13 protein-coding genes are annotated in these 13,503 nt (G+C 71.6%); 4 read left to right on the top strand and 9 right to left on the bottom strand.

Annotation, left to right across the window (positions count from 1 at the left end):
* Positions 1 to 65: 65 nt before the first annotated feature.
* Together ACFYUZ_RS15540 and ACFYUZ_RS15535 are read left to right on the top strand one after the other, a co-directional pair.
* Positions 66 to 1,460, top strand: coding sequence for a uracil-xanthine permease family protein (locus ACFYUZ_RS15540; protein WP_389309149.1), 1,395 nt, complete (start codon positions 66 to 68; stop codon positions 1,458 to 1,460).
* A gap of 73 nt (positions 1,461 to 1,533) precedes the next feature.
* Positions 1,534 to 2,253 carry a DUF5995 family protein gene (locus tag ACFYUZ_RS15535; RefSeq protein ID WP_389309147.1) on the top strand — a complete coding sequence of 240 codons (720 nt, stop codon included), beginning with the start codon at positions 1,534 to 1,536 and terminating at the stop codon, positions 2,251 to 2,253.
* 6 nt (positions 2,254 to 2,259) lie between these two features.
* On the opposite strand, the gene ACFYUZ_RS15530 is transcribed toward ACFYUZ_RS15535, so the two are convergent.
* Positions 2,260 to 3,957 (bottom strand): flavin monoamine oxidase family protein, encoded by a 1,698-nt coding sequence (locus ACFYUZ_RS15530; protein ID WP_389309145.1) that lies wholly within the window; start codon positions 3,955 to 3,957, stop codon positions 2,260 to 2,262.
* Positions 3,958 to 4,016: 59 nt separating this feature from the next.
* Positions 4,017 to 4,823 (bottom strand): carbon-nitrogen hydrolase family protein, encoded by an 807-nt coding sequence (locus ACFYUZ_RS15525; RefSeq protein ID WP_389309143.1) that lies wholly within the window; start codon positions 4,821 to 4,823, stop codon positions 4,017 to 4,019.
* Positions 4,824 to 5,110: 287 nt separating this feature from the next.
* On the opposite strand from ACFYUZ_RS15525, the gene ACFYUZ_RS15520 reads away from it, so the two are divergent.
* The gene (locus ACFYUZ_RS15520) at positions 5,111 to 5,668 is read left to right on the top strand and encodes a Repetin (protein ID WP_389309141.1); all 558 of its coding nucleotides are present in this window, start codon (positions 5,111 to 5,113) and stop codon (positions 5,666 to 5,668) included.
* 84 nt (positions 5,669 to 5,752) lie between these two features.
* On the opposite strand, the gene ACFYUZ_RS15515 is transcribed toward ACFYUZ_RS15520, so the two are convergent.
* Together ACFYUZ_RS15515 and ACFYUZ_RS15510 are read right to left on the bottom strand one after the other, a co-directional pair.
* Positions 5,753 to 6,208, bottom strand: a complete 456-nt coding sequence (locus ACFYUZ_RS15515) for an Lrp/AsnC family transcriptional regulator (protein WP_030691274.1) — start codon at positions 6,206 to 6,208, stop codon at positions 5,753 to 5,755.
* A gap of 10 nt (positions 6,209 to 6,218) precedes the next feature.
* Positions 6,219 to 7,706: an amino acid permease gene (locus ACFYUZ_RS15510; protein ID WP_389309140.1), complete on the bottom strand. Its 1,488-nt coding sequence runs from the start codon at positions 7,704 to 7,706 to the stop codon at positions 6,219 to 6,221.
* 288 nt (positions 7,707 to 7,994) lie between these two features.
* On the opposite strand from ACFYUZ_RS15510, the gene ACFYUZ_RS15505 reads away from it, so the two are divergent.
* The gene (locus ACFYUZ_RS15505) at positions 7,995 to 9,044 is read left to right on the top strand and encodes a GDSL-type esterase/lipase family protein (RefSeq protein WP_389309138.1); all 1,050 of its coding nucleotides are present in this window, start codon (positions 7,995 to 7,997) and stop codon (positions 9,042 to 9,044) included.
* Between the two features lie 128 nt (positions 9,045 to 9,172).
* On the opposite strand, the gene ACFYUZ_RS15500 is transcribed toward ACFYUZ_RS15505, so the two are convergent.
* The 5 genes from ACFYUZ_RS15500 to rpe all read right to left on the bottom strand — a co-directional run bounded on the left by ACFYUZ_RS15500 (position 9,173) and on the right by rpe (position 13,387).
* Positions 9,173 to 10,615: a GuaB1 family IMP dehydrogenase-related protein gene (locus ACFYUZ_RS15500; RefSeq protein WP_389309136.1), complete on the bottom strand. Its 1,443-nt coding sequence runs from the start codon at positions 10,613 to 10,615 to the stop codon at positions 9,173 to 9,175.
* Positions 10,616 to 10,680: 65 nt separating this feature from the next.
* The gene (locus tag ACFYUZ_RS15495; RefSeq protein WP_389309135.1) at positions 10,681 to 11,049 is read right to left on the bottom strand and encodes a barstar family protein; all 369 of its coding nucleotides are present in this window, start codon (positions 11,047 to 11,049) and stop codon (positions 10,681 to 10,683) included.
* Entirely contained in the window at positions 11,036 to 11,464 is a 429-nt protein-coding gene (locus ACFYUZ_RS15490) for a ribonuclease domain-containing protein (protein WP_389309133.1), read from the bottom strand. The genes ACFYUZ_RS15495 and ACFYUZ_RS15490 overlap by 14 nt, the downstream gene beginning before the upstream one ends.
* Positions 11,465 to 11,519: 55 nt before the next feature.
* Positions 11,520 to 12,569, bottom strand: a complete 1,050-nt coding sequence (locus tag ACFYUZ_RS15485; RefSeq protein WP_225805127.1) for a sugar-binding transcriptional regulator — start codon at positions 12,567 to 12,569, stop codon at positions 11,520 to 11,522.
* A 134-nt stretch (positions 12,570 to 12,703) separates the two neighbouring features.
* The gene (gene rpe / locus ACFYUZ_RS15480; protein ID WP_041128223.1) at positions 12,704 to 13,387 is read right to left on the bottom strand and encodes a ribulose-phosphate 3-epimerase; all 684 of its coding nucleotides are present in this window, start codon (positions 13,385 to 13,387) and stop codon (positions 12,704 to 12,706) included.
* Positions 13,388 to 13,503: the final 116 nt, after the last annotated feature.

Raw genomic sequence — 13,503 nt, 5'->3', positions numbered from 1 at the left:
TAGCATATGGCTGATCTTTTGCGGTCCCGACGCGGCCGCCGGAACCGGAGAACGGGAGCGACCTCATGAACCTCGGCGTGCGCTGGACCCTGCACGGCGACGGGAGAACACCCGCTCCGGGAGCCGTCGTCCGTCCGGACGAGCGGCTCTCCTGGCCCCGTACGGTCGGCCTCGGCGCCCAGCACGTCGTCGCGATGTTCGGGGCGTCGTTCGTCGCCCCGGTGCTCATGGGCCTCGACCCGAACCTCGCGATCATGATGTCCGGTGTCGCCACCGCGATCTTCCTGCTCGCGACCCGCGGCACCGTCCCGTCCTACCTGGGCTGCTCGCTCTCCTTCGTCGGCGTCGCCGCCGCCATCCGGGCCTCGGGCGGCACCAGCGCCACCGTCACCGGCGCGGTGTTCGTCGTCGGCGGGGTGCTCTTCCTGGCCGGTCTCGCCGTGCGGAAGTTCGGCGCGCGGATCATCCACGCGGCGATGCCGCCGATCGTGACCGGCGCGGTCGTCATGCTGATCGGCTTCAACCTCGCGCCGGTGACGGCGGCGACGTACTGGCCGCAGGACCAGTGGACGGCCCTGCTCGTGATGCTGTTCACCGGTCTGGCCGTGGTCTGCCTGCGCGGCTTCTGGTCCCGGATCGCGATCTTCCTCGGCCTGATCTTCGGCTACGCCGTCTCCTGGATCTTCGACCTCGTCTTCGGAAAGATCCACTCGCAGTCCGCGAGCGGCCAGATCACCGACCACTGGCGGCTCGACCTCTCCGGCGTCTCCAAGGCCGACTGGATCGGCCTGCCGACCCTGCACGGCCCCAGCTTCGAGTGGTCCGCGATCCTGGTCGCGCTGCCGGTCGTCATCGCCCTGATCGCCGAGAACGCCGGTCACGTCAAGGCCGTCGGCGAGATGACCGGCGCCTCGCTGGACGACAAGCTCGGCACCGCCATCGCCGCCGACGGCGTCGCGTCGATGCTGTCCACCGGCGTGGGCGGTCCGCCCAACACCACGTACTCCGAGAACATCGGCGTCATGGCCGCGACCCGCGTCTATTCGACCGCCGCCTACTGGGCCGCCGCCGGCTTCGCGCTCCTCTTCGGCCTCTGCCCCAAGTTCGGCGCGGTCGTCGCCGCGATCCCCGGCGGCGTCCTCGGCGGCATCACCGTGATCCTCTACGGCATGATCGGCCTGCTCGGCGCACAGATCTGGATCAACGCCGGGGTGGACCTGCGCAACCCGCTCAACCTGGTCCCGGCCGCCGCCGGCATCATCATCGGCGTCGGCGGCGTGAAGCTGACCTTCACCGACACCTTCGAGCTGGGCGGCATCGCGCTCGGCACGATCGTCGTCATCACCGGCTACCACGTGCTGCGGGCCTTCGCCCCGGCCCACCTCAAGACGCAGGAGCCGCTCCTGGACGCCGGCACCAGCTCGTACGAGACGGACGCGGACGGCGTCTCGAAGAGCTGAGTGATTCGCCCGTTCTGGGGAAGCCGGGCCCGAGGAGTTCCCTCCCGGGCCCGGCGGCTGGGAGCCTGCCCCCATGGCGCAGACCCAGCAGATCGGGCAGCAGACCGGACCGCGCATCGGCCCCTTCGTCGCGGTCGACCCCGTGGTGGACCGGATGCGGGCGCTCCGCTCGGCCTGGCATCCGGCCGACGGCGTCGCCGTCTTCAACCGGGTCTATCTGACGGTCACCGAGGAGATCGGCCACGCCATCGAGGCGGGCACCTTCACCGACCGGCGGGCCGCCGCGACCCTGGACGTACGGTTCGCCGAGCGCTATCTCGCGGCGGTCGACGCCGTCGCCGGCGGCCGTCCCGCACCGGCCTGCTGGCGGCCCCTCTTCCACTACCGGCGCCATCCCGGCGTACGGCCGCTGCAGTTCGCGCTGGCCGGCATCAACGCCCACATCGGCCACGACCTGGCGCTCGCGGTGGTGGACGCCTGCCGGGTCCTGGAGTGCGCCCCGGCCGACCTGGAGGACGAGTTCGACCGGGTCGGCGACATCCTCGTCCTCCTGGAGGAGCGCATCCGGGAGGAACTGATGCCGGGCCCGGACCTCCTGGAGGTCGCGGACCCGCTCACGCATCTGCTCGGCTGCTGGAGCCTGGACCGGGCCCGCGACGGGGCCTGGCTCGCCGCCCGCTCGCTCTGGCAGCTGCGCGGCCTGCCCGAGCTCGCGGGCGAGTTCACCGAGCGCCTCGACCGGTCGGTGGGCCTGGTGGGGCGGATGCTGCTCACGCCCCTGACCAGGCCCTGACGGGGATCAGTCCTCCGGCAGCTCGACCGGGGCGATCTCGTCGTACACGTCGCCCGGACCCGGGTTGGTGCCGTCGGTCGCGCCGCCGAAGTGGTGCATCACGCCCCAGACCGCGTTGAGCGCCGTCTGCACCGCGCCCTCGGCCCAGCCGGCCGTCCAGGAGATGTCGTCGCCGGCGAGGAAGATGCCCCGCTTGTCCTCGGGCAGCCGGTCCTGCATGAAGTGCGTGAACAGGCGGCGCTGGTAGCGGTAGTGGCCCGGCAGGTTCGCCTTGAAGGCGCCCATGAAGTAGGGCTCGTTCTCCCAGGAGACCGTCACCGGGTTGCCGATGATGTGCTTCCGGATGTCGACCTTCGGGTAGATCTCGCCGAGCGACTTCAGCATGACCTCCATCCGCTCGTTCGCCGAGAGCGGCAGCCACTTCAGGCTGTCGTCGCACCAGGTGTACGAGAGGCAGATGACGGCCGGCTTGTCCGGGCCCTCGTCCAGGAGGTAGGTGCCGCGGGTCATCCGGTCGGTCAGCGTCATCGACATGACGTCACGGCCGGTCTCCTCGTCCTTGTCCAGCCAGAAGGGCCGGTCGACGGGGACGAAGAGCTTCGAGGACTCCATGTAGTGGGTGCGCTCGATCGCCGTCCAGTGGTCGATCGGGAAGAGCGAGTCGTCGCAGGCGATCTTGGAGAGCAGCATCCAGGACTGGGCGGTGAAGATCGCCGCCTGGTACGTGCGGATGTCGCCGGAGGCGTCGGTGACCGTGATCCGGTTGCCGGCGGTCCGGTTCAGCCGCGTCACGGCCGGCTTCGGGGCGCCGTCGTGCAGGGAGCTGAGCGAGGTGCCCTGCGCCCAGTGGACGATCTTCTCCGGCTCGCGCTCCCACAGGCGCAGCGGCAGCTGCTGCGAGCCGCCGACGATGCCGCGGTGGTGGTCGTCGGCCTCGGTGTAGACGACGCGGAGGATCTCCAGGATGGAGTTGGGGAAGTCGGTGTCCCAGCCGCCGGTGCCGAAGCCGACCTGGCCGAAGATCTCGCGGTGGCGGAAGGACTTGAAGGCCTCGGAGTCGCAGAGGAAGCCGTAGAAGGTCTGGTTGTCGAGCTTCTCGACGAGCTTCGACCAGATCTCGCGGATGCGCGGGACGTCGCGCTCGCGCATGGCCTGGTTCATGTCGGAGAAGTCGGCGCCCTCCTCCAGGCAGGCGTTCCACGCGTTCATCACGTCGCGGTAGACCTGCGGGAGGTCGTCGACGGTGGTGGCGTAGTGCGACTCGCCCTTGAGGTCGACGACGGTCGACGGGGTCGACTCGGCCAGCGGGTTCGGGAAGGGCTTGGTCTCCAGGCCGACCAGGTCGATGTAGTGCTGGAGCGCGGTCGAGGAGGGCGGGAAGCGCATGGCGCCCATCTCGGCGGTGAGGCCCTCGGTGCCGGTGCCCTCGAAGCCGACGGTGCGCAGCCGGCCGCCGATCTCGTCGGCCTCGTAGACGACGGGCTTGAGGCCCATCTTCATCAGCTCGTACGCGGCGATGATGCCGGAGAGCCCGCCGCCGATGACGGCGACCTCGGTGCCGTGCTCGGTGGCCGGTATCTGGCCGAGCCCGGCCGGGTGGGCCAGGAAGTCGTCGTAGGCGTACGGGAAGTCCGGACCGAACATGGTGATCGGCGGCTGGCCGTCGCTGTGCGGGACGGCGGTCGTGGGCACCGTGGACGTCATGGGGTACGGACTCCTTGCACGGAAAAAGGGTGAGGCGGGGAGGGGGGCGGGGCGGCGGCTCAGACGAGGGAGCCGTAGAGGCCCGGGCGCCGGTCGCGCAGGTAGGGGTTCTCCGCGCGGGAGGCCGCGAGGAGGGCCGGGTCGACGTCGCCGAGGACGAGTTCCTCGCCGCGTCCGGCGCGGGCCCGGGCGGTGCCGTCGGGACCGGCCAGGGTGGAGAGGCCGACGAACTCGAAGTCGCCCTCGGGGCCGGTCCGGTTGGCGTACGCGAGGTAGAGCTGGTTCTCGAAGGCGCGGACCGGCACCACGGACAGGGGGACGACCTCGGCGGGGTGCATGAGCGCGGTCGGCACCAGGAGGAGGTCCGTGCCGGCCAGGGCGTGCGCCCGGACGTTCTCGGGGAACTCGACGTCGTAGCAGATCATCATGCCCACGGTGAGTCCGCCGAGCTCCGCCTGGACGACGGGGCGGTCACCGGGCGTGAACCACTTCAGCTCGAAGTCCCCGAAGAGGTGGGTCTTGCGGTACCGCATCAGCGGGACGCCGTCGGCGCCGATGAGCTGCGCGGAGTTGTACAGGACGCCGTGCCGCTCGGTGTCCCGCTCCGGGTAGCCGTAGCCGACGGCCAGGCCGTGACGCACGGCGACGGCCGCGACGGCGCGGGCGGAGGGGCCGTCGACCGGCTCGGCCAGGCGCGCGATGTCGGCGCCGATGGCGTAGCCGGTCAGGAAGAGCTCGGGGGCGAGCAGCAGGTCGGCGCCGGCGGCCGCGGCACGGGCGGCGGCCTCGTCGAGGATCTTGAGGTTGGCGGCCACGTCACCGAGCTCACCGGAGCTCTGGAGCAGGGCGGTGCGCAGCGCGGGCATCGGCGATCCTCGGCGGTCGAAAGTACAAGGGGAAGACGTCAAAAACGGTACGGTTTCGCGCTCCACCGGGACAAGGCGGCAGCGTTGCGGACCGACCGTCGAACCGTTGCGCGATCGACGGTCGGGGCGTCGATTCGTTGCGTACGGCTCCGCCCGGGGGCGGAGGGCTCCCCCGCCGCGCGGCGGAGACGGGAACCCTTCTGCGGCCCGACGCCCGGCCGCGGCACGGGCGGAAGAGTGGTGGTCGTCCGCAAGACCTGCCGGACGGCCTGCCGAAAGGGACCACGATGAACCGTCGTACGAAGATCGTCGCCGTAGCCGCCGCGGTGCTGCTCACGCTGGGGGCGGGGGGTGTCGCCGTCGCCTCGGGGAACGACGCCCCCGCGCCGGCCGCCGCCACCGTCAGGGAGGCCGCCGCGCTGACCGGCACCGCCAAGCTGTACCGGCCGGCCGGGGACGACATCACGTTCGAATTCGACGCGCATCTGGCGGCGAAGGACAACAAGGACCCCGAGTCGGCGACCGGCACCTTCCGGTTCAGCCACTACAAGGACGGGAAGGGCGGCTACGCGGTGGCGAAGGTCGACTGCCTGGTCACCGGGGGGAAGGTCGCGGTGGTGACGGGGGTCGTCACCGAGACCGACGTGGAGGGATTCCGGAACAAGCGGGTCGGGGTGTCCGTGCACGACCTCGGCCGGCACGACCGGCTGGGCTACAGCTGGATGACCCGGGGCCAGACCACGGAACTGCCGCCCTGCCAGAGCATGCCGCCCTTCGAGAAGGTGCTGGCCGGCACCGGCGACTTCACGGTGCTGCCGTGGCAGATCGAGTACCCGACCGAATAGACCGCCCCACGGGGGTAGGCGGGTGAGGGGCGGTGCGGGAACCACGGCCCGCACCGCCCCGGCCGGCCGCTGCCCCGGGGGGGACTACGCAGGCGAGCCCGAGGAGAAGCGCCGCAGCAGCGGCGAGAGCACCAGAACGGACTTGGTGCGCTCCACGAAGGGCTCGCCCGCGATGCGCTCCAGGACGCGCTCGAAGTGGCGCATGTCCGAGGCGAAGACCTGGACGACGGCGTCCGCGTCACCGGTGACGGTCGACGCGGACACCACCTCGGGATACCGCTCCAGACCTCGCCGGATGTCCTCCGGCGAGGTGTTGTGGCGGCAGTAGATCTCGACGAAGCCCTCGGTCTCCCAGCCGAGCGCCGCCGGGTCCACCCGGACGGTGAAGCCGGTGATGGCGCCCTCGGCCCGGAGCCGGTCCACACGCCGCTTCACGGCGGGCGCGGAGAGTCCGACGAGCGAGCCGATGTCGGCGTAGCTGCGGCGGGCGTCTTCCGCGAGGGCGTGGACGATGCGTTCGTCGAGGTCGTTGAGTCGCACTACGGGTGGATCACTTCTCTGCTGGAGCCTCTGCCAGGGCCGGGGCCGTGGCCAGTCGGGAGCGGCGCATGCCGTACAGGAAGTAGAACACGAGCCCGGCGGCCATCCAGCAACCGAAGACCACCCAGGTGACGGCGTCGAGGCTGAACATGTTGTAGGCGCAGAAGATGAAGCCGAGGACCGGGAAGACCGGACCGAGGGCCACCTTGAAGGTGCGCGGCATGTCGGGTCGGGTGTAGCGGAGCACGATGACCGCGATGTTGACCAGGGCGAAGGCGAAGAGGGTGCCGATGCTGGTCGCGTCGACGAGCTTGCCGAGCGGGATGACCGAGGCGAGCAGGCCGCAGAAGAGCGACACGATGACCGTGTTGATGCGCGGGGTGCCTGTCTTGCCGCTGACCTTGCCGAAGACCTTGGGGACGAGACCGTCGCGGGCCATCGCGAAGAGGACGCGGGTCTGGCCGTAGAGCACGGTGAGGACGACGCTGGCGATGGAGATGACCGCGCCTGCGGCGAGCATCGTGCCCCAGAAGGTCTGGCCGGTGACGTCGTTCATGATCGCGGCCAGCGTGGCCTCGGAGCCCGCGAAGGCCTTCCAGTGCCAGGCGCCGACGGCGACGGCCGCGACGAGGACGTACAGCACGGTGACGATGAGCAGCGAGAGCATGATCGCCCGCGGCAGGTCGCGCTTGGGGTCCTTGGCCTCCTCGCCGGCCGTGGAGGCGGCGTCGAAGCCGATGTACGAGAAGAAGAGGGTGGCGCTCGCGGCGCCGACGCCGGTCATGCCGAGCGGCATGAAGTCCCGGTAGTTGCCGGACTTGAAGCCCATGAAGCCGATCGCGCAGAAGATCACGAGGGTGACGATCTTCACGCCGACCATGATCGTGTTGACGACGGCGGACTCGCGGGCGCCGCCGAGCAGGAAGACCATCGCGAGCAGGACGACGATCAGACCGGGCAGGTTGATGACGCCGCCCTCGCCGGGGGCCGACGACAGGACGTCGGGGATGGTGACGCCGATCGTGCCGTCGAGCAGCTCGTTGAGGTACTCGCCCCAGCCGACGGCCACGGCGGCGACGGAGACGCCGTACTCCAGGACCAGACACCAGCCGCAGACCCAGGCGACGAGTTCGCCCATCGTTGCGTACGCGTACGAGTACGAGGACCCGGCGACCGGGATGGAGCCGGCCAGCTCGGCGTACGAGAGCGCCGAGAACAGGGCCGTGAGACCGGCGATCACGAAGGCGATCGTGACGGCGGGGCCGGCCTTCGGGACGGCGTCGCCGAGGACGACGAAGATGCCCGTGCCGAGCGTCGCACCGATGCTGATCATGGTCAGCTGCCACATCGAGAGCGAACGACGGAGGCTGCCGCCCTCTCCCTGGCCACCCTCGTCGACCAGGCGTTCCACCGGCTTGCGGCGGACGAGAGCGCCGAGAGCGGAGGTCTTCGGGGTGGTCGTGTCGTCGACCGGTGGGGCTGCGCCGTGATCCAGCACTGCGGAGGCTCCTTATCGCTGCCTGTGGGTACGGAGGCGACCGCGGCGGTGCACGGGCATGCCTGAGCAGGCCCACGGGGGACGAAAACCGCCGAGCAGGCGGTCGCCGCCACTCCTGGTACGAGGCATGAGCCTAAGGGGCGAAGCTTCGCACTCGTAATGCAGGGTTGTTGCGCAGTGCCGGATGATCATTGCGCTCTTCGGGCACAGACGGGCGAACATTGCGCGCCCCCGCATGAATCGACACATCCGGGTGTGAACCGGCCCGCTCGCGCGCATGGACTACTCATGCCGGATGACCGACGCTGCGAGCCCCTGACCGCCCCACGATCGGAGGCCGCGGTGCCGTGGCTCGATCCCTCGCCGTTCCTGCGCGGCACGGCCTGGCTGGACGGCGACCGGCCCGTACGCGCCGACCCCGACGACCTCGACCGGCTGCCGTGGGACATCGCCGAGCGGGCCGCGCTGCCCATCGGCGTACGGATCGAGTTCACGGCCGCGCCCGGCACGCGCGCGGTGGAGCTGCGCTACCGGGCGGCCGTCCCGGGGCCCGAGGACCCCCTGCACGGGCTGCGCCACTGCTTCGCCCTCTGGCAGGGCACCCGGCTCGTCGGCGAGACGTGCACCGCCCCGGCCCCCGAGGCCGTCGTCAGGCTCCCGCTGCCCCCGGGGGGCGGGGTGTTCACCGTCCACCTCCCGGAGGGCCAGGCGCCCCTGCCGCTGGCCCTGCGGGCCGTCGGCGGGGCCCTCTCCCCCGCCCCGGTCCGGCCCCGCTGGCTCGTCCACGGAGACTCCATCACCGAGGGCTGGTGGTCGACCCGCCCCGCGCACTCCTGGCCCGCGACGGCGGGCCGCCTCCTGGGCCTGGACACGGTGAACCTGGGGTACGCGGGAGGGGCGAGGGGCGAGCTGCCCCTGGCGGAGCACCTGGCCCGGCTGCCGGGCGATCTGATCACCCTCGCGTTCGGCACCAACTGCTGGTCCCGGGTTCCGGCCACGGCGGACTGGCTCTACGCGACGGTCCGCGCCTTCGTGGGCCTGGTCCGCCGGGGCCACCCGGACACACCGCTCCTGATCGTCTCGCCGGTCCTGCGCCCGGAGGCGGAACACACGCGCAACGCCCTCGGTGCCACCCTCACGGAGCTGCGCAGGGCCATGGAGCGGGCGGGCCGCGACCTGGCCGCCGAGGGCGATCCCCACCTCCACGTCCTCCCCGGCCGCCCCCTCCTCGGCCCGGAGCACCTGGCGGACGGTCTCCACCCGAACGACGCGGGGCACGCGCGGATGGCGGAGGCGGTGGCGGAGGCCCTGCGCGGGCTCCTGGACGCGGGCTCCTGAACGCACGACCCCGAACCCCGCCCGCCCAGAACGGAGCGGGCGGGGCCGGGGGCGGGGCACGCGACGGAAACGCCGTGGGCCCCCGAGGAGAGGTCTCCCGGGGGCCCACGGCGTACGGCGACGAGCGACTAGCTCCAGCTGGCGTGGAGCGGCTTGCCCTCCGCGTAACCGGCGGCGGACTGGATGCCGATGGTCGCCTTCTCCTCGAACTCGGCCAGCGAGCCGGCGCCGGCGTAGGTGCAGGAGGAGCGGACGCCCGCGATGATCGAGTCGATCAGGTCCTCGACGCCCGGACGCTGCGGGTCGAGGAACATGCGCGAGGTGGAGATGCCCTCCTCGAACAGCGCCTTGCGGGCGCGGTCGTAGGCGGACTCGTCCGAGGTCCGGTTGCGGACGGCGCGGGCCGAGGCCATGCCGAAGGACTCCTTGTACGCACGGCCCTTGGCGTCGTGCTGGAGGTCGCCCGGGGACTCGTACGTGCCGGCGAACCAGGAGCCGATCATCACGTTGGACGCGCCGGCGGCGAGCGCCATGGCGACGTCGCGCGGGTGACGGACACCGCCGTCGGCCCAGACGTGCTTGCCGTACTTCTTCGCCTCGGCGGCGCACTCCAGGACGGCGGAGAACTGCGGCCGGCCGACGCCGGTCATCATGCGGGTGGTGCACATCGCGCCGGGGCCGACACCGACCTTGATGATGTCCGCGCCCGCCTCGATGAGGTCCTTGACGCCCTCGGCGGCGACGATGTTGCCCGCGACGATCGGGACCTGCGGGTCGAGCGCGCGCACGGTGCGGATCGCGCTGATCATCGACTCCTGGTGGCCGTGCGCGGTGTCGATGACGAGCGTGTCGACGCCCGCGTCGAGCAGCTGCTTGGCCTTGCCGGCCACGTCGCCGTTGATGCCGACGGCGGCGGCGATGCGGAGCCGGCCCTGGGCGTCGACGGCCGGGGAGTACAGGGTCGCGCGCAGGGCGCCCTTGCGGGTGAGGATGCCGACGAGCTTGCCCTCCGCGTCCACGGCCGGGGCGTAGCGGCGGTTGTGGGCGTCGAGGGTGTTGAAGGCCTCGCGCGGGTCGATGTCGGCGTCCAGGAGCAGCAGGTCCTTGGACATGACCTCGGAGAGCTGCGTGAAGCGGTCCACGCCGGAGAGGTCGGCGTCGGTGACGACGCCCACCGGGCGGCGGTTCTCGTCGACGACGACACCGGCGTCGTGGGCGCGCTTGGGGAGCAGCGAGAGCGCGTCGGCGACGGTCTGGTGCGGCTCCAGGACGATCGGGGTGTCCAGCACGTGGTGGCGGCTCTTCACCCACGAGATGACGTCGGTGACGACCTCGATCGGGATGTCCTGCGGGATGACGACCAGGCCGCCGCGGCGGGCGACGGTCTCGGCCATCCGGCGGCCGGCGATGGCGGTCATGTTGGCCACGACGAGCGGGATCGTCGTCCCGGTCCCGTCCGGGGAGGAGAGGTCCACGGCCTGGCGGGAACCGACGGCCGAGCGGCTCGGCACCATGAACACATCGTCGTACGTCAGGTCGTAGGGCGGCTTGACGTCATTGAGGAAACGCACGTGCTGACATCCCAGTCGTTCGGATCGGCCCCTAGGCATTTCAGCCAGGGGAAAAAGCACGTAGTTCATTGTCCCACGGGGGGTGGCTCAGGCGGTGCGGGCGAATCGTCCGAGCCTTGGGCAGGGGGTGCTGTCGGATCCTCCAAATGACCGAGCGAGAGGAGGACCGCGAGGCCGGCGGAGCTGGCCCGGGCCGCCGCCGAGAAGACCTCCTGGGCGATGGCCCAGTCCTGGGGACTGGCCTCGGCATAAGGCTGCCAGCCGGTCACGACGACCGCCATGGGTTCGCGCATATCGGCGAGGGAATCGGCGAGGGCGTCCCAGTTGCGGCCGAACCAGATGGGCAGCGGCAGCGCGCGCACGCAGCGGTTCATGAAGGCGGTCTTGTCGGTGACCCCGTGCAGGTCGAGGACGACGGCGTCATCGATCCTCATCCGCGACCACCTCCCGGAACGTCTCGTAGTGGTCGTCCGTGTAGTACGTCTCCCCGCTCCGCCCGGTGACGATGCGCCGGGCGCCCCGGTCGCTCTCGCCGGGGGTCTTCACCGTGTACTCGTGGTAGTACCCGCGTGCGTGCCGGGGCAGGACGCGCTCGAAGTTCGAGAAGACGGCGCCGTCCTTGGCGTACGGGAAGGGACCGCCGCGCGCGATGAGGCCGAGCGTCCCGCGCGCCTCGGGAGGCAGCTCCGACACCCGTACGGTGGGGAGCCCCGAGGTGCCGGTGGGCGCGGCCGCGGTGGTGCGGGTCGGGGCCTGGGCCACGGGGGCGCCGCCGCCCGCCGAGGAGCAGCCGGCCAGGAAGACGGCGAGGACGAGCGCGAGGAGCACGCGCAGGGGCCGGAGCAGCATGTCCCGAACATACCGTTACGGGATGGCTCCGGCCCCTGCCGCCGTGCGGCTCCGCTCAGTTGCCGTCGGGGTCCCTGCGCTCGAGCGCCGGGTGCGTGCCGGGGCTGGACTCGGTGAGCAGGTAGTCCGCCGCGGCGCGGTCGGTGACCAGGCTGGTGACGAGCCCGGAGCGGAGCACCGCCCCGATCGCGGCGGCCTTGCGCTGGCCGCCGGCGATCGCCACGACCTCGGGGATCCGGCGCAGCCGGTCCGCCTCGACGGTGATGCAGCGCTCGCCGAGGTCGCGGCCGACCCGGCGTCCTTCGGCGTCGAAGAGGTGCGCGGACATCTCGGCGGCGACGCCCAGCGAGGCGTAGTGGGCGCGCTCGGCGTCGGAGAGCATGTCGTGGACGGTCGAGATGCCCGGCTCCCAGGAGCCGATGGAGACGCAGGCGACGGTGACCTTGTCGAAGTACTCGAAGGCCCGCGCGATGCCGGTCTGGCTGCGCAGCGCGGCCGCGGTCGCCGGGTCGGGCAGCAGCATGGGCGCGTAGATGGGGTGGGCCTCGCCGCCGGAGACCTGGGCGGCGCGGCGCACGGCCTCGACGGAGCCGCGCTCGGCGGTCCCGGCGTCGTACACACCGGTGAGCTGGACGACCGTGCAGGGCGGCAGCCGGTCGAGGGCCGCCGCCATGTGGATGGTGGAGCGGCCCCAGGCCAGGCCGAGGACGTCGCCCTCGGTGACGAGCTCGCCGAGCAGGTCGGCCGCCACCTCGCCGAGGTTCTCCGGGTCGGGCGACTCGTCGTCGCCCTCCGCCGGGGACTCGACGACGACGGCGTGGCGGAGCCCGTAGCGGGCGCGGAGCGCGTCGGAGCGCTCGGCGTCCAGCTCGGCCGGTACGCGGATCTCGATCCGCACGAGGTCACGCTCCAGGGCGGTCTCCAGGACCCGGGCCACCTTGAAGCGGCTCACGCCGAACTCCTCGGCGATCTGGATCTTGGACTTGCCCTCGAGGTAGAAGCGACGGGCCATGGCCGCCGCCTGCACCAGCTCCGCGGGGCCCATCCGCAGGGCTGACCGTCCCGCCGACATACCCGCCACCGCGATCTCCTCACTGCTGTTCACGTACCGCTGTTCACGTACGGAAGTCACATACCGATGTCGTTCACACTCTGGACTCGCCGTTCATCCTGTCAGATCCGGCGGGCCTTGATCAGTCCTGTCGGCGGCCCGACGGACCGCGTTCATCCGCCGGTGGCTCAGTGGCCACACGCCCACGCGGCGGAAGCGGTCGCGGCCTCGGCGCGGGCCCTGAGCGAGGCGACGGCCGCGGCCGGATCCGCCGCCCCGTAGACCGCGGAGCCCGCGACGAAGACGTCGGCGCCGGCCTCGGCGCACCGCTCGATCGTGGACTCGGCGACCCCGCCGTCGACCTGGAGCCACAGCTCCAGACCGTGCTTGGAGATCAGTTCACGGGTCCGGCGGATCTTGGGGAGCATGATGTCGAGGAAGGCCTGGCCGCCGAAGCCGGGCTCGACGGTCATGATGAGCAGCATGTCGAGCTCGGGGAGCAGGTCCTCGTACGGCTCGATGGGCGTGGCCGGCTTGAGCGCCATCGAGGCGCGCGCGCCCTTGGCCCGGATCTCCCGGGCGAGCCGGACCGGCGCCGCGGCGGCCTCGACGTGGAAGGTCACCGAGCCGGCGCCCGCCTCCACGTACTGCGGGGCCCAGCGGTCGGGGTCCTCGATCATCAGGTGGCAGTCGAGCGGGGTGTCCGTCGCGCGGGCCAGCGACTCCACGATCGGGACGCCCAGCGTCAGATTGGGCACGAAGTGGTTGTCCATCACGTCGACGTGCAGCCAGTCGGCACCGCCGACGGCCTTCGCCTCATCGGCGAGCCGGGCGAAGTCCGCGGACAGGATGCTGGGGTTGATCTGCGCCATGAGCCAAGCCTCCCACGTTCTTGGGCGCTTCTTTGCCGCTGAGCGGTTTCGGATCCGGTCCAGACCACTTTCGGTACGAAGTGACGAGTCCGGGACCCGTACAGACCGGGAGATTA

Source organism: Streptomyces sp. NPDC004266 (assembly GCF_042874095.1).
Classification (GTDB): domain Bacteria; phylum Actinomycetota; class Actinomycetes; order Streptomycetales; family Streptomycetaceae; genus Streptomyces.
Note: the sequence above shows the minus strand (reverse complement) of the source record. Positions and strands in the feature narration are given on the sequence as shown.

Excerpts from the sequence above, each read along its gene's own strand:
- ACFYUZ_RS15540 (WP_389309149.1), top strand. The coding sequence starts at position 66 with ATGAACCTCGGCGTGCGCTGGACCCTGCACGGCGACGGGAGAACACCC.
- ACFYUZ_RS15535 (WP_389309147.1), top strand. The coding sequence starts at position 1,534 with ATGGCGCAGACCCAGCAGATCGGGCAGCAGACCGGACCGCGCATCGGC.
- ACFYUZ_RS15530 (WP_389309145.1), bottom strand. The coding sequence starts at position 3,957 with ATGACGTCCACGGTGCCCACGACCGCCGTCCCGCACAGCGACGGCCAG.
- ACFYUZ_RS15525 (WP_389309143.1), bottom strand. The coding sequence starts at position 4,823 with ATGCCCGCGCTGCGCACCGCCCTGCTCCAGAGCTCCGGTGAGCTCGGT.
- ACFYUZ_RS15520 (WP_389309141.1), top strand. The coding sequence starts at position 5,111 with ATGAACCGTCGTACGAAGATCGTCGCCGTAGCCGCCGCGGTGCTGCTC.
- ACFYUZ_RS15505 (WP_389309138.1), top strand. The coding sequence starts at position 7,995 with ATGCCGGATGACCGACGCTGCGAGCCCCTGACCGCCCCACGATCGGAG.
- ACFYUZ_RS15495 (WP_389309135.1), bottom strand. The coding sequence starts at position 11,049 with ATGAGGATCGATGACGCCGTCGTCCTCGACCTGCACGGGGTCACCGAC.
- ACFYUZ_RS15490 (WP_389309133.1), bottom strand. The coding sequence starts at position 11,464 with ATGCTGCTCCGGCCCCTGCGCGTGCTCCTCGCGCTCGTCCTCGCCGTC.
- rpe (WP_041128223.1), bottom strand. The coding sequence starts at position 13,387 with ATGGCGCAGATCAACCCCAGCATCCTGTCCGCGGACTTCGCCCGGCTC.